The organism is Iningainema tapete BLCC-T55, assembly GCF_014698965.1.
GTDB classification, from domain to species: Bacteria; Cyanobacteriota; Cyanobacteriia; order Cyanobacteriales; family Nostocaceae; genus Iningainema; species Iningainema tapete.
On record NZ_JACXAE010000054.1, the window covers coordinates 47,426 to 70,482 of the forward strand.

Genomic DNA, 23,057 nt, shown 5'->3' on the forward strand with positions numbered 1-23,057 from the left:
TAGATATACTAAGTATATAAGTAAGTGTAAACAAATAATACACTGAAGAAAGCAAAATGCATACTTTTGTAAATTGTAAAATCCAGGTAAATTGAATCATATGACCAATCATCTGTTATGTTTCGATGCCTATGGTTGCACACTTGTCAAATGATTTCCGTAATCAGTGCTTTTTGGGATGACGAAGAAGCGGAAATAAACCGATGATGAAATATAAGTTGATAAAGCGTAAACTGGCTTGTGGTTGAGGAATAAAAATTTATGAAAGCGATGATTCTCGCAGCAGGTAAAGGTACTCGTGTACGTCCTATTACCTACACAACTCCTAAACCGATGATTCCCATCCTGCAAAAGCCAGTGATGGAATTTTTACTCGAACTCCTACGCCAGCATGGATTTGACCAAATTATGGTCAATGTCAGCCATTTGGCAGAAGAAATTGAAAACTATTTTCGAGATGGTCAAAGATTTGGCGTACAAATAGCCTATTCTTTTGAAGGTCGCATTGTTGAAGGCACATTAGTAGGGGAAGCGATTGGTTCTGCCGGAGGGATGCGGAAAATACAAGACTTTTACCCGTTTTTTGATGACACTTTTGTCGTGTTGTGCGGTGATGCTCTAATTGACTTAGACTTGACGGCAGCTGTAAAGTGGCATAAATCTAAAGGTTCGATCGCTACCATTGTGATGAAATCTGTCCCACGGGAAGAGGTTTCTAGCTATGGTGTGGTTGTTACCGACGAAGAAGGTAGGATCAAAGCCTTCCAAGAAAAACCCAAGGTAGAAGAAGCTCTCAGCACCAATATCAACACAGGTATTTACATCTTTGAACCAGAAGTATTGAAATACATACCTTCTGGTGTAGAGTACGATATCGGTGGTCAATTATTCCCCAAACTAGTAGAAATTGGTGCGCCCTTTTATGCCATTCCAATGGACTTTGAATGGGTAGATATAGGTAAAGTGCCAGATTATTGGCGGGCAATTCGCGGTGTGCTATCCAGAGAAATCAAAAATGTACAAATCCCAGGACGTGAAGTTGCTCCTGGTATTTACACTGGCTTAAATGTTGCCGTGAATTGGGACAAAGTAGATATCACAGGTCCAGTTTACATTGGTGCTATGACCAGAATTGAAGACGGCGCGAAAATCGTCGGTCCTACAATGATTGGTCCTAACTGCTGGGTATGTAGTGGCGCAACTGTAGAAAACAGCGTGATTTTTGAATGGTCACGACTCGGACCTGGAGTCAGACTTGTTGATAAGCTGGTGTTTGGACGTTACTGCGTAGATAAAACTGGGGCAACAATAGATGTCCAAGCAGCGGCTTTAGATTGGTTAATTACCGATGCCCGTCAAGATCCGCCATCTCATACCCCAGTTGAACGTCAAGCGATCGCTGAATTGTTGGGAACAAACTCAATTTAGAGAATGGCTAATAGTAACTATTAACAATTAGCCAGTCTTCTATTCCCTAAGAAGTCAAGTACGTATATCTTCTGAGACTCTGCTCATAAGTTTGTAACAACCTTTGAGATTCCGCCAGGGTAATGCGATTTTCTGCTAAAGCTTGTTCGCAACGCTGGCGGATATTTTCTACCATATCCTCAGAGTCATACTGTACGTAGCTTACCACTTCGCTCATGGTATCACCTTTGACAACATGTTGAATTTGATAGCCTTTGGGTGTCAGTTGGATGTGAACTGCATTCGTGTCGCCAAATAGGTTGTGCAAATTACCCATGATTTCTTGGTAAGCTCCATTGAGGAACATCCCTAGATAGTAAGGTTCTCCTGATTTTAAGGAGTGCAGTTCTAAAACTGACTTCACATCACGCAAGTCAATAAAACGGTCAATTTTGCCATCACTGTCGCAGGTAAGATCTGCTAAAATAGCGCGTTGTGTCGGTTCTTCATCCAAACGGTGTAAGGGCATGATGGGAAATAACTGATCGATCGCCCAACAATCAGGTGCTGATTGAAACACAGAAATATTTACGTAGTAAATGCTCGCCATGATCTTTTCTAGATCTTCGAGTTCGTCGGGTACGTAATCTTGCTGCCTAGTTATACCCAAAAGTTTCTGACAACAAGCCCAGTAGAGTCGTTCAGCTTTGGCTCGTTCTGTCAAACTCAAAATACCCAAATTGAAGCGACTGATGGCTTCTTCTTTAAATTGGGTAGCATCGTGGTAAAATTCTTGGAAATTTTCGTTGTTGATTGATTGGTAAGTTTCCCAAAGGTAAGTGATTACAGGTGATTCTCCTTCTACTGGGGGTTCTGGTGAATCAGTAGGAATCTCGCTACTACTGAGAACGTCGAAAATTAGTACAGACTGATGAGAAGCGATCGCCCTTCCGCTTTCACTAATTAACGTTGGTACGGGAATATTGCGCTCCGCACAGGTATCTTTTAACTCGGCAACAATATCGTTGGCATAGTTTTGCATGTTGTAATTTTTTGAGGCGTAGAAGTTAGTTTGGGAACCGTCATAATCTACACCCAAACCGCCACCAACATCCAGATATTTCATATCAGCCCCTAAAGATGCCAATTCCACATAAATGCGGCTGGCTTCACCAATAGCATCTTTAATTACATTAATGGCAGAAATTTGTGAGCCAATATGGAAGTGTAGCAATTGCAAGGAATCCAAGATATTGGCTGCGCGTAATTTGTCAACTGCCTGGATTATTTCTGGGATTGTCAAACCAAATTTAGCGCGATCTCCGGATGATGTTCCCCAACGTCCCATTCCTTGGGTACTAAGTTTAGCTCTCACACCGACAATGGGTTTAATGCCCAAAGAGCGGTTTGCTTCAATCACTAAATCGACTTCTTCAATCTGCTCTAAGACAATAATCGGCGTCTGACCTAGTCTTTGTGCCAACATCGCCGTTTCAATGTATTCCTTGTCTTTGTAGCCATTGCAAATCAGTAGCGCTCCTGGTGTATCCAACAATGCCAGCGCAATCATTAATTCTGGCTTGGAACCGGCTTCTAAGCCAAATTGATGCGGTTTACCAAATCGCACCAAGTCCTCAATTAAGTGCCGCTGCTGGTTACATTTGACAGGAAACACGCCCCGGTAAACACCAGGGTAGTTATAACGGGCAATTGCTTTGGCAAAACAAGCGTTTAATCGCTCAATTCGGTCTTCTAAAATATCAGAAAAGCGAATTAACAGCGGTAGCCCCAAGCTACGCTGCTTGAGCGCGTTGACTAACTCAAACAAATCCAGAGAACCGCCGCGATCGCCTTTAGGGGAAACAGTGACATGACCTGCCGCATTGATGGAAAAATAAGGCTGTCCCCAGCCCTCAATGCGGTACAATTCTTCACTATCCTCTATTTTCCAGCTTCCGCGCGGCACTTCTGTAGTAGTGCTGGGAGGCAGTAATTTTTTCACCTTACGCTCATTAACCTCAGTTTTTTGTCCATTAGATGGTGATTTGACCATCTCGGTAGATGTAGCAGTTGACTCAACACCCATTTCTTCCTGACCTTGTGTGTTACACCCACGAATTAACAATTTAACGCATTCACAGAGGACTGCAATATGTCCTTTAACATACTTTGTGATATAAACTCTGATTGTCACGAGTTATAAATCCTTTGTCATTTTTTCATGACAAAAGACTGGGACTCAAAGGACAACATCAATGAACGTTTGAGGAGATAGCTTTTGGAACGCACATTTTTAGCAATTAAACCCGATGGCGTGCAGCGGGGACTAGTAGGCGAAATTATTCGTCGCTATGAAACTAAAGGCTTTACCCTCGTTGGCTTAAAATTTGTTAAAGTCAGCCGGGAATTAGCTGAAAAGCACTACGATGTACACCGAGAAAGACCTTTTTTTGCTGGCTTAGTAGAGTTTATTACTTCTGGTCCAGTTGTAGCAATGGTTTGGGAAGGTGAGGGCGTCGTTGCTGCCGCCAGAAAGTTGATTGGTGCAACTAACCCTTTGACAGCAGAACCAGGTACAATTCGGGGTGATTTTGGCATCAACATCGGTCGCAATATTATCCACGGTTCCGATGCTATTGAAACAGCACAGCGGGAAATTTCTCTCTGGTTTACAGAAGAGGAATTAGTTGGTTGGCAACCGCATTTAGCACCTTGGTTGCACGAGTAATTTAGGTAGTAGAGACGCCCCGGTGGGGCGTCTCTACTATCCCCGATCAACAACTTCAGTTTTGGACACTTCAACTGATTCTTCAGTTTTTGCATCTCTACGCTTGGAAAATCCCCAAGTTAAAATCAAGGCAATGGCAGTAATCATTACCCATTGTGGTGGCACGAAGGAATCGTTAACTACTTTCAAAAGCAAGCGCAAACCCACCAATGCCACGGTGACATAACCTGCGTCTTCCAAGTAGACAAATTCATCTAACCACTGGATAAATAAACCAGCCATAAAGCGCAGGGTGATAATGCCTATGGTTGTACCTGTAATTACCAGCCATTTTTCATTAGAAACAGCAATAGCAGTAGTGACGCTATCGAGAGAAAATGCTAAATCTGTAAAGGCTATTACGGGTATGACTTGCCACAAAGAATTGAAACGGGGACCGTGGTGGAGATTGTCTTCGCCTTCTTCTGAAGTAAAATGTTGGAATACTAGCCACAATAGATAAAGCGCACCTAGCAACTCAAATTGCCAGTACTGTTGCACCCAAGTAGCAGTTAAAAGTAGGGTGATTCGTAGGACATAAGCAACCACCAAGCCAATATTGAGGGCTTGCTTTTCCAGCTTTTTGTCCCCTAGCCCCAAAGCGATCGCCGCTAAGGCGATGGCGTTGTCAGCAGATAGCACCGCCTCTAGAAAGATCAAGATCAGCAGGACTATGGAGGCTTCAATACTGAAGTGTAAATTGAGGTAATCAAAGATTTGGTCTAGCATTCCTTTCTTCTGAAGTAGCAAAAATTAAAAATTTCCAGCAAAAGTGTATTTAATATGAACAGCGCAACAATATGCTACCTTAATAAAGCTTAACTTGTAGAAGAATAATTCTTGTTCGGTTTGCCCCATCCCTTTGTCTGGTGAAAGGCGATCGCTTCAGTTCCACTCTACTTTGCCTTTGTCCGTGTCTGCTTCACCATGGCAATCAGCGTGTGGTGAGCATCTTCTGCATCTGCTAAAACATGGTCAAATTGAATACGCACTGGTACAGATTCCCCATTTACCTGTGCTGTTAAATCCATACCTTGAGCATCAATAGAATCCATCCGTGCTGCTGTTGTCTCAGTTAAATTACCGTATACTTGAGCGTAAATAGCTACAGCATCACTATGGTCTTCGTTCATGTGATTGCAGATGCGATCGCTCACTTGAGCAGAAAATGTTTCAGACATCACAAAATTCCCAGATTTGAATACGTACATCCATAGTACAACGTCTTCATGATTACTTCATACGTCAAGCGTGACTAAAGTTTTAATCTATACTTGAATGCTTGATAGATCAATTCTGACGACGTTTAAAGATGAGCGAACCAAATGCTGATTATGATAATCCCTGGAAAGAAGCACTAAGTGAATATTTTGAACCATTTTTACAGTTCTTTTTCCCTCAAGTTCATGCTTTAATAGACTGGAGTAAATCCCCACAATCCCTTGATAAGGAACTACAACAAATTACACCTTCATCAGACTCAGGGCTACGCATTGTAGATAAGTTGTTTCAGGTGTGGCGAAAGGATAATCAAGAAGCGTGGATATTAATTCATATTGAGGTGCAAAGTCAAGAGCAGTCAAACTTTGCTCAACGGATGTATATTTATAATTACAGAGCATTTGATCTGTTCCTTAAACCTGTAATTAGCTTAGCAATATTGGGAGATGAGCAATCCTCTTGGCGACCTTCATCTTATGGTTATGCTTTAGGGGGGTGTGAAGTAAGCTTGAAGTTTCCTGTTGCCAAGCTATTGGATTATCAGACAGAGTGGGAGAATTTACAGCAAAGTAATAATCCATTTGCGAGCGTGGTAATGGCACATTTAAAAACCAAAGCGACAACAGGCAAACCCCAAGAAAGGGAGCAATTGAAGTGGAGTTTAGTTCGGGGACTATATGAGCGGGGATACGAGCGACATGATATTATCAAACTCTTCCAAGTCATTGATCAGATGATGACTTTACCGAAAGAGTTACAGCAAAGCTTTGAAGAAAAATTAACTCGTTACGAGGAGGAAAGAAAAATGCCTTTACTTAGCAATATGGAATTGAGGGGAACTAGACAAACCTTTAAATCGAACATAATTAGTCTTTTGCAGAAACGGTTTGAAACAGTACCATCTGAGTTAATTGAAGCTATCAATAGCATTGATGATATCTCAGAATTGCAAAGGCTACTTCTAGAAACAGTGAGTGTCAACTCAGTAGCTGATTTTCAGCAATTACTCTCACAAAACCCTTACAGTTAGGGCAATGCTTAAAAAGGGATTGACTTGTTCTGACGCGGGAATTACTGATAGTGGTTTTTGGTTGTTATGTGAAGAATAGGCGATGTTTAATGACCGAAAAAAGAGTAATTATGGGTCTTTAGATAAAGCTAAACCTATAATTACTGTTTTTTTATTCAGATTCAGTTAAAACTGGCTAAAAAACTAGGTTAACGTCAAAGTTTTCTGAAAAGAGTAATATAAATGACATAGAGGAACAAGCATCGTGCCACGCGGAACAAAGAAAAACAGCAAGAAGCAACCTACAGAAAATAACGGTTCTGGACAATTGTCTTTACAGCTAACTGACAAAGGTGAGGAACGCTTAGACATTCCCACGATGGAGACATGGCTGTGGGATGCGGCTTGTAAAATACGTGGTGCGACAGATGCCCCGAAATTCAAGGATTTTATTCTGCCTTTAATCTTCTACAAACGCCTTTCCGATGTCTTTGATGACGAGTATGAAAAGTGCGCCCAGAAGTTTTGTGGTGGAGAATTAGCCCGTTACTTCATTGAAGCAGATCATCAGGATGCCCTAAAGAATAACCGTCAGCCGATTGTCCGTTACTATATTCCTCATGATTACCGTTGGGATGCAATTCGTTTTCATCCTAAAGATGGGTTGGGGGAATTTGTCACGACGGCGATGCGGGAAGTAGCAAAGCTCAATCCTGGGTTATCGGGAACGCTGACACTAAAAGACTACAATGAAAAGCAAAGCAATCAGCGCGTGCTGGATGACGATCGCTTATCAGACTTGATTGAAGTGATTAGTCGGCATCGGTTGGGGCTAAAGAATACCAATGCTGATGTCTTGGGGGAAGCGTATGAGTATTTGCTACGGAAGTTTGCTGAAGGGCAGGGGCAAAGTGCGGGGGAGTTTCTTACACCATCTGAAGTGGGTTGGTTAATTGCAGAAATTATTGATCCTGAACCCTACACGAAAATTTGCGATCCCACTTGCGGTTCGGGACGGTTATTGATTAAGCCGCGTTTGGTGTTCAACCGTAAGCATCCAGGAGAGGAAAGCAAAGCCCCTCGGTTGTTTGGGCAGGAGTTGAACCCGACAACGTTTGCGATCGCCAAAATGAATATGTTTTTGCAAGATTTTACTGATACTCAAATTGAGATTGGCGATACATTTAGGCAACCTAAATTTACAGTTGAAAAAAAACTAATGCGCTTTGATTATGTAGTTGCTAATCCCATGTGGAATCAGGATAACTACGGCGCAGATGCTTATGAAGCCGATTCCTTTGAACGGTTTCAAGATGGAATTGCAGCCAAATCTTCAGCCGATTGGGGCTGGGTGCAGCATATTTGGGCATCGCTGAAAGATAACGGAAGGGCAGCGGTTGTTTTAGATACAGGGGCAGTGTCTCGCGGTTCGGGGAGTCAGCAAACGAATAAGGAAAGGGACATTCGTAAGGAATTTGTAGAAAAGGACAGAGTTGAAGGAGTGATTTTGCTTCCGGAAAACCTGTTTTATAACACGACTGCACCAGGGGTGGTGATTTTGTTAAATCGCCTAAAGCCTTTGGATCGTAAAGGCGAGTTTTTGCTGATTAATGCTGCTGATTATTTTGTTAAAGGCGATCCCAAGAATATTTTGACCCAGGAAGGGATTAAGGCGGTAACAGAAGTTTATCGCAATTGGGAGACGCGGGAGAAGCTGAGTAAAGTTGTTAAATTGGAAGAGTTAAGGGCAGCAGATTATAATCTTAGTCCTTCCCAATTTGTGGATGTAAGCGAAAAAGTTGTCCATCGTCCCCTTACGGATATCGTGGCAGATTTAGCAGCAGCGAAACAAGAGCGGGAATGGGCTGATAAGGATTTAGCAGAGGTATTGGCGAAGTTGAATTTTACTGTAAGTTAGGAGCTAGCAATGAAAGTTTCTTTAACACCTGAAGTAGAGCAGTTAATTCAAGAAAAGATTAACAGTGGTCAATATACATCTGTTAGTGAGATGATTGCTGAAGGACTGCGATTATTAGATGAAAGGGATAAACTGAGAGCAGCGCGTTTTGCTGAATTAAAGCAGAAAATCCGAGAGGGAATTGAAGCAGCAGATCGGGGCGAGTTGATTGATGGTGAGGAGGTATTTGCTGAAATAGAGGAGGATATTCGTCGCGCTGAAGCAAGAATGCAGGAAAAGGAGGAAGTTAGTTAAGTTAAAAGAAATTACCTTGACTGATGAACTCTTCCACGCCACGCTGGAACAACTGATGATAGGTAAAATTTCCACCCAACCCTTAATCAACAAGGAGAATTAAACCATGCTACTAGAAGATTACTTTGAATTTCTTGCTCCCGATGACATTCGAGTAAAAGGCACAAGAGTAGGAATAGAAAGTATTCTCTATGAATATATCTATCGCCAGCGTTCACCAGAGGAAATTATTAAACACTTTTCTACCCTTACCCTCGATCAAGTTTATGCTACTATCCTTTATTACTTAAATAATAAAGAAACCTTAGATGAATATATAGCAGACTGGTTAGAATGGTCGCACCAGCAACGAAAAGCCCAAATTTTAAACCCTCATCCAGCTTCAATTAGACTGCAAAAAATTAAAGAAGAAAGACAGCAAAAACATGATTATCAAGTACCTCATGGATGAGAACATCGATCCCATTTATCCCAGTCAAATTCGTAGCAAACAACCACAGTTAACCATACGGGTTATTGGAGAACCTTCTACACCTTCTAAAGGAACTAAAGATCCAGAGATTTTAGTATGGTGTGAAGAATATAACTTTATCCTAGTCACTAATAACCGTAAATCTATGCCTGTTCACTTAAACGACCATCTTCAAGCTAATCATCATATACCTGGGATATTTATTTTAAATACAAATTTAAGTATTGGACAAAACATAGATGAACTAATTTTGATTGCTGAATGTTCCTTTACTAATGAATACCAAGACCAAATTATTCATCTACCTCTAACTAAAATTCAAGAATAGTTAACTCTTAAACACAAAAACAAACTCATGACAATTGAATATCTTATTGATGAAAATGTCAATCCTATTTATGCTCAACAACTGCGAAGACGACAACCAGATATAGTCGTTCAAGTGGTGGGAGAACCTGCAACTCCTCCCAAAGGAACTTTAGATCCAGAAATATTAATGATGCCGTTCAAAAATGGAGCGATATCATTAATAGTATACAAAAATATCGTTGCTGGGCAAACGGACTGATGAAAAAGAAGTTAGAAGAAATTTTGGCAGAACTGCGTCGTTATTTTGAAGTAATGTACGGCGAAAGACTTGTGCAGTTAATACTCTATGGTTCCCAAGCGCGAGGAGATGCCAAACCTGACTCTGATATTGATGTTTTAGTTGTTTTGGAAGAACCAGTTGATACTTGGAAGGAAATTGATAATACGGGGGAATTTATTGCTGATTTATGCTTAGAGTATGATGTCGTTATTTCCAGTGCTTTCGTATCAATTGTACGTTTCCAGCAAGAAAATAGTCCCTTCTTTATCAATGTGCGTAGAGAAGGAGTACCAATTTGACGCCAGAACAGATTTTTCTACTGAGGAAAGCTGACAACACCCTAAGAGCAGCTAAGTTACTAGTAACTAATTCTTTTCCTGACTCAGCCGCATCACGGGCTTATTACACAATGTTTTATGTTGTTGAAGCTTTTTTACTGGGCGAAGGTTTAACTTTTTCTAGTCATGCTGCTGTTATTTCAGCCTTTGGTCGAGAATTTGTTCGTACAGGGCGCGTTTCAGTAGAGTTTCATCGTTACCTAATTGAAGCTCAAAATAAACGAATTCAGGCTGATTACAACATTGATTCTAGCATTACAGAGTCTCAGGCTACTGAATTAATTAGTCGCGCTGAAGAATTTTTACAGTTAGCACAAAGTATGCTTGGTTTGCCACCAACTTAATGATGGTAGCTCAATATAGCACTTATGCTGGGGAGTAATTTAACTTATCGGCGCGATGGAGCGATCGCTCCTTCATAGTTCGTTCGTCATTGTTCACGAACTGGTACATTTACTCGTTCCCAATCAAGGCAAGCGATTTAAGTGCTTTATGTATGTTTATTTGCCTGACTGGGAGGAACGGGAGCAACGGTTACAAGCAAGTGTTAAATAGAGGTGTGCAGAACACTGGTATTGCATCATCTACAATAGTTTACAAAAATATCCTTGCTGGGCAAACGGACTGATGAAAAAGAAGTTAGAAGAAATTTTGGCAGAACTGCGGCGTTATTTTGAAGCAATGTACGGCGAAAGACTTGTGCAGTTAATACTCTATGGTTCCCAAGCGCTTCGGTGATGCCAAACCTGACTCTGATATTGATGTTTTAGTTGTTCTCGAAGAACCAGTTGATGCCTGGAAGGAGATTGATGATACTGGGGAATTTATTGCAGCTTTATGCTTAGAGCATGATGTTGTTATTTCTCGTAATTTTGTATCGTTAGCACGGTTCCAGCAAGAGAATAGTCCTTTCTTTATCAACGTGCGTAGAGAAGGAGTACCAATTTGAGGACTAAAGTTGTCAAATCTTGTTAAATAAGGACTGAAGTCCTTACTACAAACAAAGCGATCGCTCTACCAACGTCTGTGCAGCGCTTTCAATCCGTGTTCGTTGTTGCGCATAGTACAATGTTTGTATAATTACTTCCTGCGCCACAGCTTTGACTACATTCACACTCACCGAATTGCCAAGTTGATGATAAGCCTTATCATCATTGGGATGAAGAATAAAGTTGTCAGGAAAACCTTGTAGTCGTGCTGCTTCACGAGGAGTGAGTCGCCGCACTCTATGATTGTGGTATACTCCCAACCTATTGGCATCACTAGCAACAAGTGTCACCGAAATTTTACTTGGATCTACAAACTTATAAACCTCAAAGGAAAAGTTGCCAGCTACAGGTTTATATTTGCCATCGATAACTTTAAGATATTTCTTAGCTACTAAAGAATCGAGAATTTTTTCCAAACTGGGATGCTTAAAAAAACTAGCTATCTGCTCCTGAGTTAATAATTTACCATCTTGTTCCTGCCCAAATACTTTATTTCTTCTCTTTAAAATAAAACGGTTCATCAATTCTATTTCATCTGCACTACACTTACCACGCAATCCTAATTCCCATGAATGAATTGAGTTGCCGCCACGATAGTCTATGAGCCGCACTCCATGTAAGCGATTTAAATCATTATTGAATATTCTTTTTAAAGCTTCAACAAATTCTGGTGAACAATCATACTTATCATCTGGATTATCTTCTAAAATATCAGCAATTACAGTATTTTGAAGTGGATGAAACAAAGATAGTTGCTGCGGGTTATAAGAATGTGAATCTTTTGGTCCTATATCAGAAATCAATCCAAAGGTAGGAGAAGCATTTAAAATACCTACTAAATATATCCTAACGCGATTTTGTGGTAAACCAAAGTTAGCACTGTTGAGTAAAAAAGCGTTAAAACTGTAACCTCTTGCTTGAATTTCATGCTTAATCGTTGCTAGGGTTCTTCCTTGCTCGTGACTGTAAAGTCCTAGAACATTTTCAAAAATAAAAGCTTGTGGTTTATAAGTATCAAGTAATCTCGTAATTTCAAAGAACAGTGTTCCTCTAGTATCTCCAAAGCCTTCTTTTTTACCTGCATGAGAAAAAGCCTGACAAGGAAACCCAGCTAATAAAATCTCATGTTCTGGTAGTTGCTCTATGAGTTTAATATCACCGTCGGGCTTGTGACCAAAGTTTTTTTCATAAACTAATTGCGCATCAGCATTTATTTCGCTACTTAATACGCATTCAGCATCTATTTCCAAGGAATGAGCAGCTTGTTCAAAGGCTAATCTAATTCCGCCTATTCCTGCAAATAAATCAACAAACCTAATTTTTGGCATAATTTTACCCGCGCATACTACTTAGTACCCACTTTTGGAACAAGCAGCTACTGTCAGTACACTGGCAGAAAGAATTTCAGCAATTGTTAGAGCCGCAAGCCAATTAGGTTAAGTTTACGGCAGTGTTGTACTGCCTCTATGCCGCACCGCTAACTCATCCAAAAAGGCTAGCTTTAGGCGAAAGCGAGAGTCTACCTCGCCTTTGTTGGCGCTGATGCTATTGCCATCAGCATTAATTGAATTAAAATAAACTATTTATAGTTATTTTACCTTGATTTACGAAATCTCGTTAGAAGAAACTGTAGCACAAGTACGAGACATTGTTGAAGCAAAGAGCCGATGAGCGCAAACAGCCACCGTCGAATTGTCATTGGGGATGTACATGGTCACTACGAAGGTTTGATGACCTTGTTGTCGGCGATCGCCCCCATGAAAGAAGATCAAGTCTATTTTCTGGGAGACTTAATTGATCGCGGACCACAGAGCGCACAGGTAGTGAATTTTGTCAAGGAAAGTTCATATCACTGTCTGCTAGGTAATCACGAGCAGATGTTATTAAACATTCTGACTAACCCACAAATCGCCGCCTCAATCGTACAATCATGGCTGTACAGTGGAGGGCAAGCGACGGTAACCAGTTACCAACAAGCGACAATCTCCCCCGAAGAGCATCTAGAATGGTTTAAAACCCTGCCTACTCATTTAGACTTGGGTGACATTTGGTTAACTCACGCTGGTGTTGATCCCTCAATTCCCTTGCCAGAACAAACAGCGGAGCAATTTTGCTGGGTGCGGGACAAATTCCACAGTATGAAAGCGCCCTACTTTCCTGATAAGCTGATCATTGTTGGTCATACCATTACCTTTACCCTTCCTGACGTTGTTCCTGGGAAACTGGCGCAAGGAAAGGGATGGTTAGACATAGATACTGGCGCTTATCATCCTCGCAGTGGCTGGTTGACAGCAATTGATGTCACTAATTGGCTAGTTTATCAAATCAACGTTGTCACACGCCGCCTTCGCACTTTGCCGTTAAAAGAAGCAGTTACTAAGGTGGAGCCTACCAAAATCGGCATTGGTAGAAATAGGGGAAGATGAAAAACAAGTCAAAAGTCAAAAGAAAGTAGCTTCTTTGTTTTACCTTTTTACTTTTTACTTCAATGGTCGGATATTTGCTTGATAAGCAGCACTATCTAACCCAGTACGACTACTACTTGGTTGAGCGTTGATTGCACTTTGGAGTGCTTGTATGCGATCGCCCGTTGCCGGGTGAGTACTCAAAAATGCTGGAACACTAGAACTCTTCTTGAGTAGCTTTTGCATAAAAGAAACCATCCCCGACTGAGCATAACCACTACGTGTCAAAGTCCTTAAACCTCTTTTATCAGCATCATATTCATCCCCACGACTACGAGGACGGTTGACAGCAAGATCTACACCAATAGCTACCGCTGTATTGCGATCTAACCCAGCGGCTGTTGCCAACCCGCCAGCAATAGCTCTTTGCCGCATTTGTTTTAACAAATGTTTTCCACCAATATGCCCAATTTCATGCGCCATCACACCAGCTAGTTCCGCTTCATTTTCGGCAGCTTTGAGCAAACCAGTGTTGACATAAACAAATCCACCCAACGTAGCAAATGCGTTGAGGCTATCATCCTCAACTACTTGAAAAGTATAAGGGATATCGGGGCGATCGCTATTAGCCGACAAACGTCTACCAATTTGCTCTACATAGCTATTAACTTGAGAATTGCGGTAAAGCTTAACTTGACTGTTTGCCAACTGTTGATTTATCTGCTTGCCGATGTCTACTTCTTGACGTTCTGATACATTAGAAAGCTGGATTACCTGCGCTCCCTGCAAAATTAGATCAAACCAGGAAACCGCATAAGATGGCAGGGAAGTCAAGCAGATACTCAAGCCCACTGCGAAGGAAATCAACGGATAGAACCAGCGTTTTCTGGAAAAAAGGAAATTTACAGTCAAGCGTTGCCAATTCATAATTAATCCGGTTTCAAAGGATGTGTTTGGGAAAACATATAATAATGAGACGGCTTTGATGCTTTGAGAGTTGCACTATTGGGTACAGACGTTCCGGCGGAACGTCTCTACTCCCATTTTGAAGAAGTTGTGATAAACTGTCGCATGACGGAAACCCTTACCCCTTCAATCAGTTACTTTGCTCTAATTCGGTAAAAATTGTTATGGCTATTTTAGATTCTAAAGGTCGGTTGTTCGGTAAAATCAACTTTCTTGATTTGGGTGCTGCGTTAGTAATTCTACTAGTGATATTTAGTATCTTTTTCTTCCCTGGTGGTTCTGGCTCTGTTGCCCAAGTAGGTGCGACAACAAAACCTGTCGAGGTAGATTTAGTTGTACGGGGTTTAAATGTACGCAATCCCGAAGAGTTATTCAAACAAGGGTTAACAAAAGGTGGCAAAACTAATGTAATTATCCGTAATCAACCCCACGGTAAGATAGATATTAAATCTGTAAAGGTGCTACCGAGAACTATATTAGTTACCCAACCTGATGGTTCTGTCAAAGAGATAGCCGATCCGAAATCAAATAATTTCAGTACAGACATGCTTTTGACTTTAGAGGGCAAAGCACAGATTACTGATAACGGTCCAGTTATTGGACCAAGTAAACTCAAAATTGGCGTACCGTTTGAATTAGACGGATTTAATTACAACTTTAACGCTACTGTGATTGATGTACGTGTTAAAGAGTAGTGAACAGTTAGCAGTTAACTGTTAGTTGTTAACTGTTAACAAAGGCAAATATTGTCTAATTAAACCGATTGTTACTGCTGGTAATTCTAGCTGTGGCGTCAATCCTACATTTTCCAACTGTTGAAAAATCCGAATGGCTTGCGGATTCATTTGGGCTAAACGACGACCAATTTCGGGACCTGTAAATTCCGACTTTTGCCCCCAAATAATAGCTGTGGGAGTTTTCAGTTGTTGAATGTACAAGGATAAATCAAAACATAAGTCGCCGCGTACAAAAGACAGAGCCGCATATTCTGCATTTGGTTGCCGTGCAGATTCTAGGTAAGCTTCGACAATCTCTTCATACACTCGGTTCGGCTGGGCAAATTGTCTTTGTTCTAAGAAGCTGCGAATACCCCCCTTTGTGGCAATTCCGGTACTGTAGAGTAATCTGTCCACAATGGGTACGCTCACGATTTGAGCAAACAGACTTGTGGAGTAATTTTCCCCAAAGTCAGAAAGTCCTGCGGGTGTAGTGACAATCAGCGATTTGAATAATTCTGGGTGGGCGATCGCCACTCTGATTGTAAACGCTGCTGTCAAAGAAGAAGCAATTACTGTGACTGGTTGTTGACAAGTCTGTTGCAAAAATTCCCGAATAGTCGTGAGGTAATCTTCTATACTGTAATTTCTGGCTGGATGTTCGGATCTACCCCAACCTAACATATCTGGCGCGATGACATGATACTCAGCGGCAAATGCTGGATACACTTTTGACCATTCATACGCAGAAGATCCACCACCAAAACCGTGCAAGAACACTAAAGTTTCTTTTTCTAAGCTTTTGCTCACCGACTCCTGCCAAGGTACACCAGCCGCAGTATAATAAATTATTCTTCCTAATGACGTAATTACGGAGCGTTGCTCAAATCCTAGTGGCTGAAACATAGCTAACCTCCAACAAAAAGATTTGTGCTTTTAGTATCTCTAATTTAAAAGTAAATGTAAAATACCCCAACGGCTGATGAAGTTTTAGTAATTTTTTGCGGCATTTTCCAGCGATTTTCGCCTCAAAGTACTTTTGTATATAGCTTTATACTAGTAGCATGTATTACTTTAGACTGAAGTTTAGAGCCAATTTTTTATGCTATTTTATCAGAAATATCACTGATAGCACTAAGCGTTTAAAAATACGGAAACTACACAGACTTTGCTTTGTAAGCAGCGCAAATTCACCAGCTTTTCCATAAATAAAGCGAACAAAAAGTATATTTTTTTACTTTTTGTAAACAAGTATTAATTAATTTTTTACATTTAAGCCATTATTAGGCGGGGTGTCATGGTAAATAACGCTACTCTTGAGTCACATCAAAAGTCAAAGTTGGAAGACCATAAATTTGCATTTTTAGACTTTGAGCACCAAAATCAAGCGATCGCTTCATGTGAGCAAGTTCAAATGCCAGAAGCTTTCAACCCTGAAGAGGAGCCACCACCTACCAAAACTGTTTTAAATTTAGAAGATTTGAGATGTTTTGAGGTAATAGAGCGTCAGTTTGAGCAGTTAGGTGTTGTGTTCAATAATTGTATAGCGATACAGCCATCTAACCCAGCATTTCCTACCCGCAGAAACGCTTTCGTCTTAATGGGAGCGCCTAAAAACGGATTTTTAGAAGTCAGTTTCCTGCATCCTGTTCAATTTGTGAGCGCTTTGATCACAAGTTCACAGCGGTTAGTGCTTTCCGCATACAACAGCGATCGTCAACTACTGACACAAACGGTACTAAGAGAAGCTAATCTTGCCAATTCTGACTCTACCTTATCTCCTAATACTTTATTATCTGTATCAGCCAATGACATATGCTGTGTTATTTTCAGTGCTTTTGATGGTCAATTTACAGTTGACGATTTTACCTTTTTGTAAAGATGCGCCATGACACGTCTCTACTAGATTCTTCGACATACTCGTCCATTACTAACTTGCACAACTGGATAATTGTAGCGCCGCACTAATTGTTCATCGTGGGTGGTAACAATTACTGTTGCACCAAAGGAGTTTAGCTTTTGAAAAATCTGCATTACTTGCTTTGCGTTATCTGGATCGAGATTTCCAGTTGGCTCGTCAGCTAAAAGTAGGGGTGGCGTGCCAATGATTGCTCTGGCAATGCTTACCCGTTGTTGCTCTCCGCCAGAAAGTTGATTGGGAAAACACTCAGCTTTATTCAGCAAACCCACTAGCTTTAAAGTAGGTTCTAGACGACGTTGAATTTCTTTGCGAGTATATCCTTGAACTTGTAGCCCTACAGTTACATTTTCTGCTACCGTGCGCTCTTGAATTAATCTATAGTCTTGAAACACAACACCTATGCGCCGTCGTAATAATGATAAGCGATCGCCTGTTGTTTCTTTGAGGTTGTAAGAATCTACCATTACCTCACCTTGTGTTGGTGATTCCTCACCAAACAGTAGCTTTAAGAGCGTAGATTTACCAGAACCGCTAGGACCTGCCACTAACAGGAAATTTCCCTGTTCCACCTCTAGGTTTACATCTAACAGGGCATTTTGTCCATTGGCATAAGTTTTTGTTACTGACTTCAATTTTACCACAGCACCATTGTTACTGTCCGAACTTTTGCCAGCTTGATTTTGAATCGGTTTGTCAGTCGCCCGTGAAGTTGTTGATATCGGCATCGCTTAATTGAGAGAAATTGAGGTTTTGGATTTAAAATGCATTACAAAATAGGATGCCCAAACTGCACTCTCAAAATCTCAAATCTCTCACTGTTTTAAAGACGTTCTGGCGGAACGTCTCTACTGCAATTGCTCACCGATTGATGGCTTTTGAAACAAACGGTAAACCAGGGCTTTAAGAGCAAATTCAGGTAAAGCCAACATCCGCCGCCAGCGCCAAGGTTCTTGATAGAGACGGTACAACCATTCTAAATGATTGTTGCCTAACCAAGCAGGAGCGCGAGTTTTAGTTCCCGACCAAATATCAAAACTACCACCAACACCAATCCAAATTGCTTGGGGACACAAATGGCGATTTTGGGCAATCCACAACTCTTGACGTGGAACTCCTAAACCAACCAAAATCACTTTTGGTTGTAGTTGAGCAAGATTTTGGTGCAAAAGTTGTTCTTGTGGTTGTGAATGATAGCCGGAGTGAGTACCTGCTATACGCAATCCGGGAACTTGAGAACGCCAAAACTCTGCTGCTGCTGTAGCTACTCCTGGCGCTCCGCCATAAAAAAAGACATCCGCGTTTGTGCCTTTTTCCCCTAGTTCTCGTAATAAACTTTCTGCTAGTTCAATCCCTGGCGTTCTTTGTACTTTTTGCCAAAAGAGTAAACGGAGATAGAGAACAACTCCTGCTCCGTCTGGAATGATTAGTTCTGCATGTTGAATCACAGCCGCGAGTTTTGCATTTCGCTCTGCCTGCATAGTCATTTCTGCATTCAGCGTTACTACATGAGTCCCCATGCTTTTTTGCAACCGTTCTCGCAACCAGTCTGAATAGTTAACCATTACATGAACTGGTAGCCCTAAAACCGAAAATGCTTTCTTGCGTTGAGACATAGTCTGCTATTGGTGAGCCTCACACTACCTATATTATATAGACGATCGCTCTTGAAGATTGTTTCCCAGTTTGTTTATTCTCTTTAAGTTATGAGCAGTTCGTTTACGCTATTGACTCTCAACTGTCAGACTTTCCCAAATTAAGCATAGAATATCTTGAGTAAACTGATCGCTATTCTTCACTGACTGCAAATTGGTTGCCTAATGATCTCACAAGCGCATAAACTTTTTTCCAAGCTCCGGTTCTTGTAGTTGTTCACTACACTTTGAATCGATTTACTTAAATTTACACGTTAATTGTGTAACGGGGAATAAACTATGAATAAAATTCGCGTTGCTCTCATAGAAGACCATGATTTAACCCGTGTGGGTATTCGGACAGCACTAATGCAAAACGATGAAATAGAAGTTGTTGGGGAAGCTGCCAATGCTGATGAAGGGGTAAAAATGTTAACTAAGTTACATCCGGATGTGGCGATTATTGATATCGGCTTACCGGATCGGGATGGCATTGACCTGACACGGGAGATAAAATCTGCTAATACAGTAGAAGAATCACAAATAAAGGTGTTAATTTTGACGTTACAAGATAACAAACAAGCGGTACTAGCAGCGTTTGCAGCTGGGGCAGATTCGTACTGTATGAAAGATATCAGGTTCGATAATTTGCTAGAAGCCGTGCGTGTAACTTACAATGGCAACGCTTGGATAGATCCGGCGATCGCTCGGATAGTACTACAACAGGCACAGCAAAATCCTGCCAAACCAGAAGTAGTACCACAAGACACCAAGATAGTTACTAATGACGAAGAATTAAGCGAAGATCAGGAGGTAATTGACGCTTACACCTTGACACAAAGAGAATTAGAGGTATTGCAGTTAATTGTAGAAGGTTGTAGCAATGCAGTAATTGCAGAAAGACTTTACATCACAGTCGGGACTGTGAAAACTCATGTGCGAAATATTTTAAACAAGCTGTGCGCCGATGATCGTACCCAAGCCGCAGTACGTGCTTTACGTTCGGGGTTAGTGGGATAAGGTCAAGGTCGCAGGTGTAGTAAGAGTGTAAGGAGACGATCACAATATTTACAACTGTGATTTGAAAAAATTATGACAGATCAGCACAATTTTTATTTTTCGTTGACTTCCCGGTGCCAGCTACATCGCACCATCTCGCCATTAAAGTACACAGATGGGATATGACTGAAACAGAGGCAAGCACTCTTAAGCTCATGGTGGTAGACGATGAGCCAGATAATTTAGACTTACTCTACCGCACTTTTCGGCGAGATTTTTATGTATATAAAGCAAGTGATGCTAAAAGCGCATTAAAAATCTTGGAGAACGTTGGAGAGATGGCTGTAATTATCTCTGACCAAAGAATGCCAGAGATGAATGGCACTGAATTTCTCAGTCGGACTGTGGAGCATTTCCCTGATACTATTAGGATCTTGTTGACTGGCTTTACTGATGTAGAAGACTTGGTAGACGCCATTAACTCTGGTCAAGTGTTCAAGTACATCACTAAACCTTGGAAGCCAGATCGACTCAAGGTGATAGTCGAGCAAGCTGCTGATACATATCGTGTCGTTAAGAAACGTACGCAGGAATTACGTCGCGCTCTGCGACGAGAATCTTTATTTAATGCTGTAACAACTGCAATTAGGGAGTCCCTTGACTACCACAGTATGCTGCACAAGATTGTGGCAACAATTGGACAAGCATTTGAAACAAGTTGTTGTTTACTTAGACCAGTAGAGGGCAATAGTCTCAGCTTAGATGTATTCTCTTATCAAGATCCAAAACTCCCACATTACCAGTGTTCTTTTGACCCAAGTCCTTTAATTGAAAAAGTTTTAGCAACTCAACACTATCAACTTGCTCAAACTTCAGTTGACGGTAAATCTTGCCATCAACTGGTTGTACCGCTGACTTATCAGCAACATCTACAAGCCGTTCTGACTTTGCACGCCTCTGGACAAAATAGTGTTTGGCAAGAGGAAGACATTCAATTAATTACAGGTGTCGCCGATCAAGCAGCCTTAGCTTTATCTCAAGCAAAGCTTTACCAAAGCCTTCAAGAAAAGCAAGCCCAGATCCGCACAGAATTGGAGGTAGCTAGGCAAATTCAGAACAACCTCTTACGTCAAAGTTTACCAGATATCAAAGGAGCAAAAGTACAAGCCTGTTGCTATCCTGCTCGTGAAGTAGGAGGAGATTTTTTTGAAGTTTTTGTTCATCCTAAAGGTGATTTGTGGATCGCAGTAGGTGATGTTTCTGGTAAGGGTGTCCCAGCTGCTTTGTTCATGGCTAGTGCTATTTCGGTATTGCGGCGCGAATTATCCCAAGAAACCCCCGCTATGCCCAATGTGGTTATGCAAAATCTCAATCATGCTTTGGGCGATGACTTGATTGGCAACAATTGCTTTATCACTCTTTTCTTAGCCCGTTATATTCCTACCTCTAAGGAATTGGTTTATGCCAATGCTGGTCACATCTACCCTATTTTGTGGTCACCACAGGCAACTGTCTGCCAACCTCATTATCTCAAAGTTCGTGGTATTCCCTTAGGTATTTTACCTCAATGGCAGGCGAATACCGGTCATTTAGTTCTTGCCACTGGAGATATTTTACTACTAGCTAGTGATGGTATTACAGAAGCACGGGTTTCAAAACATGTGGATTCATTGTTAAAATCCGTGAGTGGTACACAGTTCAGTACTAATTCTATGCTCAATCTAGAAGGTCTTTGGCAACTATTAGTTCAAGAAGCTCAACCACTTTCTCTTGACCATTTAATAGCTCGTATCCAGGCAGATAACCAAGTTCAAGAGGATGACCAAACTATACTCTCACTGGAGGTTTTGTAAGTCATGAAAAGTGAGCTTCATGTGCCAAGTGACTTGAAGTTTTTAACCATTGTGGAAAACTGGTTACTGGGCTGCTTGGAAGTCCATCTTAAAGAATCTGTTGATTGGTCACGACAATCAAATCGTTTGCGTCTAGCTTTGGTAGAAGCTTACTCTAACGTAGTTCGTCATGCTCATAAAGATCAACCACTAAAGCCTATTTTAATTCGTTTGGAACTTAAAGAGCACGATATTGCTTTGGAACTTTGGGACTCGGGCGACGGTTTTGATTTATCTAACTACTTAGCTCCTAACCCCGATGATAAACAAGAGGGTGGCTATGGTTGGTTAATTATACATCGTTTGATGGATAAGGTTGAGTATCAGTTGCAAGTTGATGGTTGTAACTGTCTCAAATTAGAAGTTACCCTGCCACAAGCAGCCAATTGCTAAGAATCTCTTTGTCCACAAAATCTCAAATTATTGTCATGCCAGGGGTGCGTTACTCCGCGTTAACGCATCCACAAAATTATCACTGAGAAAATTATTAAGAATTGTAAAATAAATTCATAAGTTTTACTACATTTATTTGATAAATAAGGAAAAATCATCAAAAATGAAGAATTGAACACGAGCAAAGACATGATTCGGGCAAGTGAAAGCCTATGTATTGTTTGTCACCACGCTATCGTCTTGATGATGAATTACCTTGGCTAGTGGGAATTGACCCTAGTCGTCATTATTGGATAGCGGTAAATGGAGACAAGAGTCTAACAGTAGCGATTCCAGGTTTAACAGTAACTGCAGTGAGTGAAATACGCCAAGTTATCCATCAGTGGCGATCGCTACAACCAGGAGAACAAATGACTTTGGCTAGAATTGCCAAAAATTATACGATTCACTGCATTAGTTATGACTGCTATGCCATAGCATCCCATATTAATGGCGCACCAGTTTGGCATCTATTTGACGAAGAAACTTTATACAGTCTTTTCATGACAGCACACCCAGATTGGCAATGTGCGCCATCAGACGTTGATTTGGGAAGAAAAATATTAATGCGCTCTTTTGCACAAGCAGCAGTAAGCAAGTAGAGACGCTCCGCCGGAGCGTCTGTACAATCCTGTTCTATCGTCGCAAAGCCAGTAACTCTTGAGGAGAAGCCAGTAATTTAATTCTTGTATATTGAATCTTCTGTTCTTGGTTGAGAATAAAAGTCCACAAAACGTTGACGCCGCACCAAGAAGTTTGTGCTTTACCATTTACCTGAATGTGGATTTGTTCCGATTCTATTTCGGTAATACCTTGCCGGGGAAAAACTTTGATCCCCGAAGCTTCTTGTTTGAGGTAAAGCGCGATCGCTTCCCCGCCTTCGATCCCAGATTCAAATGGGGGTTGCATCACACCATCTGCAGCAAATAACTCAGCCGTAGCTTCAAACTCTCCCGCGTTCAAAGTTTGAAAATAACGCAGAATAGTTGGCTCTGTAATACCCTCTATTGTTATAGTTGATAGCTCCGATTCACCTGCTGTCATATCTTCCCCTCTATCATGTCGATTCATCTTTATTGGAATTAAAAATA

General features: G+C 41.2%; 28 protein-coding genes. 19 read left to right on the forward strand and 9 right to left on the reverse strand.

Features of this window, described 5'->3' with window-relative positions; all coding sequences use genetic code 11:
* Window positions 1-261 precede the first annotated feature (261 nt).
* Window positions 262-1,428: a nucleotidyltransferase family protein gene (locus tag ICL16_RS15765; protein ID WP_190829359.1), complete on the forward strand. Its 1,167-nt coding sequence runs from the start codon at window positions 262-264 to the stop codon at window positions 1,426-1,428.
* Window positions 1,429-1,474: 46 nt separating this feature from the next.
* On the opposite strand, the gene speA is transcribed toward ICL16_RS15765, so the two are convergent.
* Window positions 1,475-3,493 carry a biosynthetic arginine decarboxylase gene (gene speA / locus ICL16_RS15770; protein ID WP_190829539.1) on the reverse strand — a complete coding sequence of 673 codons (2,019 nt, stop codon included), beginning with the start codon at window positions 3,491-3,493 and terminating at the stop codon, window positions 1,475-1,477.
* Window positions 3,494-3,685: 192 nt separating this feature from the next.
* Here speA and ndk point away from each other — a divergent pair, with 192 nt between their 5' ends.
* Window positions 3,686-4,135: a nucleoside-diphosphate kinase gene (ndk, locus tag ICL16_RS15775; RefSeq protein WP_190829361.1), complete on the forward strand. Its 450-nt coding sequence runs from the start codon at window positions 3,686-3,688 to the stop codon at window positions 4,133-4,135.
* Window positions 4,136-4,171: 36 nt separating this feature from the next.
* On the opposite strand, the gene ICL16_RS15780 is transcribed toward ndk, so the two are convergent.
* A complete protein-coding gene (locus ICL16_RS15780; RefSeq protein ID WP_190829363.1) occupies window positions 4,172-4,903 on the reverse strand; it encodes a TerC family protein in 732 nt (243 codons plus the stop codon).
* Between the two features lie 167 nt (window positions 4,904-5,070).
* Complete coding sequence (locus ICL16_RS15785; RefSeq protein ID WP_190829365.1) at window positions 5,071-5,355, reverse strand: DUF2470 domain-containing protein; 285 nt, start codon at window positions 5,353-5,355, stop codon at window positions 5,071-5,073.
* Between the two features lie 131 nt (window positions 5,356-5,486).
* Here ICL16_RS15785 and ICL16_RS15790 point away from each other — a divergent pair, with 131 nt between their 5' ends.
* The 10 genes from ICL16_RS15790 to ICL16_RS15835 all read left to right on the forward strand — a co-directional run bounded on the left by ICL16_RS15790 (window position 5,487) and on the right by ICL16_RS15835 (window position 10,964).
* A complete protein-coding gene (locus ICL16_RS15790) occupies window positions 5,487-6,425 on the forward strand; it encodes an RpnC/YadD family protein (RefSeq protein WP_190829367.1) in 939 nt (312 codons plus the stop codon).
* 244 nt (window positions 6,426-6,669) lie between these two features.
* Window positions 6,670-8,322 carry a type I restriction-modification system subunit M gene (locus tag ICL16_RS15795; protein ID WP_337907020.1) on the forward strand — a complete coding sequence of 551 codons (1,653 nt, stop codon included), beginning with the start codon at window positions 6,670-6,672 and terminating at the stop codon, window positions 8,320-8,322.
* 9 nt (window positions 8,323-8,331) lie between these two features.
* Window positions 8,332-8,616 (forward strand): type II toxin-antitoxin system ParD family antitoxin, encoded by a 285-nt coding sequence (locus tag ICL16_RS15800; RefSeq protein ID WP_190829369.1) that lies wholly within the window; start codon window positions 8,332-8,334, stop codon window positions 8,614-8,616.
* A gap of 106 nt (window positions 8,617-8,722) precedes the next feature.
* A complete protein-coding gene (locus ICL16_RS15805) occupies window positions 8,723-9,067 on the forward strand; it encodes a DUF433 domain-containing protein (RefSeq protein ID WP_190829371.1) in 345 nt (114 codons plus the stop codon).
* A complete protein-coding gene (locus tag ICL16_RS15810) occupies window positions 9,042-9,416 on the forward strand; it encodes a DUF5615 family PIN-like protein (protein WP_190829373.1) in 375 nt (124 codons plus the stop codon). The genes ICL16_RS15805 and ICL16_RS15810 overlap by 26 nt, the downstream gene beginning before the upstream one ends.
* Window positions 9,417-9,443: 27 nt before the next feature.
* Window positions 9,444-9,656 (forward strand): hypothetical protein, encoded by a 213-nt coding sequence (locus ICL16_RS15815; protein WP_190829561.1) that lies wholly within the window; start codon window positions 9,444-9,446, stop codon window positions 9,654-9,656.
* Window positions 9,656-9,976: a nucleotidyltransferase domain-containing protein gene (locus tag ICL16_RS15820; protein WP_190829375.1), complete on the forward strand. Its 321-nt coding sequence runs from the start codon at window positions 9,656-9,658 to the stop codon at window positions 9,974-9,976. Before ICL16_RS15815 ends, ICL16_RS15820 begins: the two co-directional genes overlap by 1 nt.
* Window positions 9,973-10,359, forward strand: a complete 387-nt coding sequence (locus ICL16_RS15825) for a HEPN domain-containing protein (protein ID WP_190829377.1) — start codon at window positions 9,973-9,975, stop codon at window positions 10,357-10,359. The genes ICL16_RS15820 and ICL16_RS15825 overlap by 4 nt, the downstream gene beginning before the upstream one ends.
* A 55-nt stretch (window positions 10,360-10,414) precedes the next feature.
* Window positions 10,415-10,570 (forward strand): M48 metallopeptidase family protein, encoded by a 156-nt coding sequence (locus ICL16_RS15830; RefSeq protein ID WP_238360794.1) that lies wholly within the window; start codon window positions 10,415-10,417, stop codon window positions 10,568-10,570.
* A gap of 160 nt (window positions 10,571-10,730) precedes the next feature.
* The gene (locus tag ICL16_RS15835) at window positions 10,731-10,964 is read left to right on the forward strand and encodes a nucleotidyltransferase domain-containing protein (RefSeq protein ID WP_202895576.1); all 234 of its coding nucleotides are present in this window, start codon (window positions 10,731-10,733) and stop codon (window positions 10,962-10,964) included.
* A gap of 45 nt (window positions 10,965-11,009) precedes the next feature.
* Here ICL16_RS15835 and dcm read toward each other — a convergent pair whose 3' ends face one another.
* Entirely contained in the window at window positions 11,010-12,332 is a 1,323-nt protein-coding gene (dcm, locus tag ICL16_RS15840; RefSeq protein WP_190829379.1) for a DNA (cytosine-5-)-methyltransferase, read from the reverse strand.
* A gap of 339 nt (window positions 12,333-12,671) precedes the next feature.
* Here dcm and ICL16_RS15845 point away from each other — a divergent pair, with 339 nt between their 5' ends.
* Window positions 12,672-13,430 carry a metallophosphoesterase family protein gene (locus tag ICL16_RS15845; RefSeq protein WP_190829381.1) on the forward strand — a complete coding sequence of 253 codons (759 nt, stop codon included), beginning with the start codon at window positions 12,672-12,674 and terminating at the stop codon, window positions 13,428-13,430.
* Window positions 13,431-13,484: 54 nt separating this feature from the next.
* On the opposite strand, the gene ICL16_RS15850 is transcribed toward ICL16_RS15845, so the two are convergent.
* Window positions 13,485-14,336, reverse strand: a complete 852-nt coding sequence (locus tag ICL16_RS15850) for a M48 family metallopeptidase (RefSeq protein ID WP_190829383.1) — start codon at window positions 14,334-14,336, stop codon at window positions 13,485-13,487.
* A 203-nt stretch (window positions 14,337-14,539) separates the two neighbouring features.
* Between ICL16_RS15850 and ICL16_RS15855 the strand changes: the two genes are divergently transcribed.
* Window positions 14,540-15,070: a DUF4330 domain-containing protein gene (locus tag ICL16_RS15855; protein ID WP_190829385.1), complete on the forward strand. Its 531-nt coding sequence runs from the start codon at window positions 14,540-14,542 to the stop codon at window positions 15,068-15,070.
* 21 nt (window positions 15,071-15,091) lie between these two features.
* On the opposite strand, the gene ICL16_RS15860 is transcribed toward ICL16_RS15855, so the two are convergent.
* The gene (locus ICL16_RS15860; protein ID WP_190829387.1) at window positions 15,092-15,997 is read right to left on the reverse strand and encodes an alpha/beta fold hydrolase; all 906 of its coding nucleotides are present in this window, start codon (window positions 15,995-15,997) and stop codon (window positions 15,092-15,094) included.
* Between the two features lie 391 nt (window positions 15,998-16,388).
* Between ICL16_RS15860 and ICL16_RS15865 the strand changes: the two genes are divergently transcribed.
* Window positions 16,389-16,970 (forward strand): hypothetical protein, encoded by a 582-nt coding sequence (locus ICL16_RS15865; RefSeq protein WP_190829389.1) that lies wholly within the window; start codon window positions 16,389-16,391, stop codon window positions 16,968-16,970.
* 23 nt (window positions 16,971-16,993) lie between these two features.
* Here the strand turns inward: ICL16_RS15865 and ftsE are convergent, their stop codons facing one another.
* On the reverse strand, window positions 16,994-17,737 hold the full coding sequence (gene ftsE / locus ICL16_RS15870) for a cell division ATP-binding protein FtsE (RefSeq protein ID WP_190829391.1): 744 nt from the start codon (window positions 17,735-17,737) through the stop codon (window positions 16,994-16,996).
* Between the two features lie 120 nt (window positions 17,738-17,857).
* Window positions 17,858-18,625 (reverse strand): WecB/TagA/CpsF family glycosyltransferase, encoded by a 768-nt coding sequence (locus tag ICL16_RS15875; protein ID WP_190829393.1) that lies wholly within the window; start codon window positions 18,623-18,625, stop codon window positions 17,858-17,860.
* A gap of 318 nt (window positions 18,626-18,943) precedes the next feature.
* On the opposite strand from ICL16_RS15875, the gene ICL16_RS15880 reads away from it, so the two are divergent.
* The 4 genes from ICL16_RS15880 (at window position 18,944) to ICL16_RS15895 (ending at window position 22,568) form a co-directional block, all read left to right on the forward strand.
* A complete protein-coding gene (locus tag ICL16_RS15880) occupies window positions 18,944-19,663 on the forward strand; it encodes a response regulator transcription factor (RefSeq protein WP_190829395.1) in 720 nt (239 codons plus the stop codon).
* 161 nt (window positions 19,664-19,824) lie between these two features.
* Entirely contained in the window at window positions 19,825-21,495 is a 1,671-nt protein-coding gene (locus ICL16_RS15885) for a SpoIIE family protein phosphatase (protein ID WP_190829397.1), read from the forward strand.
* Window positions 21,496-21,498: 3 nt separating this feature from the next.
* Window positions 21,499-21,927 (forward strand): ATP-binding protein, encoded by a 429-nt coding sequence (locus ICL16_RS15890; RefSeq protein ID WP_190829400.1) that lies wholly within the window; start codon window positions 21,499-21,501, stop codon window positions 21,925-21,927.
* A 212-nt stretch (window positions 21,928-22,139) separates the two neighbouring features.
* On the forward strand, window positions 22,140-22,568 hold the full coding sequence (locus tag ICL16_RS15895; protein ID WP_190829402.1) for a hypothetical protein: 429 nt from the start codon (window positions 22,140-22,142) through the stop codon (window positions 22,566-22,568).
* Window positions 22,569-22,602: 34 nt separating this feature from the next.
* Here the strand turns inward: ICL16_RS15895 and ICL16_RS15900 are convergent, their stop codons facing one another.
* Window positions 22,603-23,010 (reverse strand): nuclear transport factor 2 family protein, encoded by a 408-nt coding sequence (locus tag ICL16_RS15900; protein ID WP_190829543.1) that lies wholly within the window; start codon window positions 23,008-23,010, stop codon window positions 22,603-22,605.
* Window positions 23,011-23,057 lie beyond the last annotated feature (47 nt).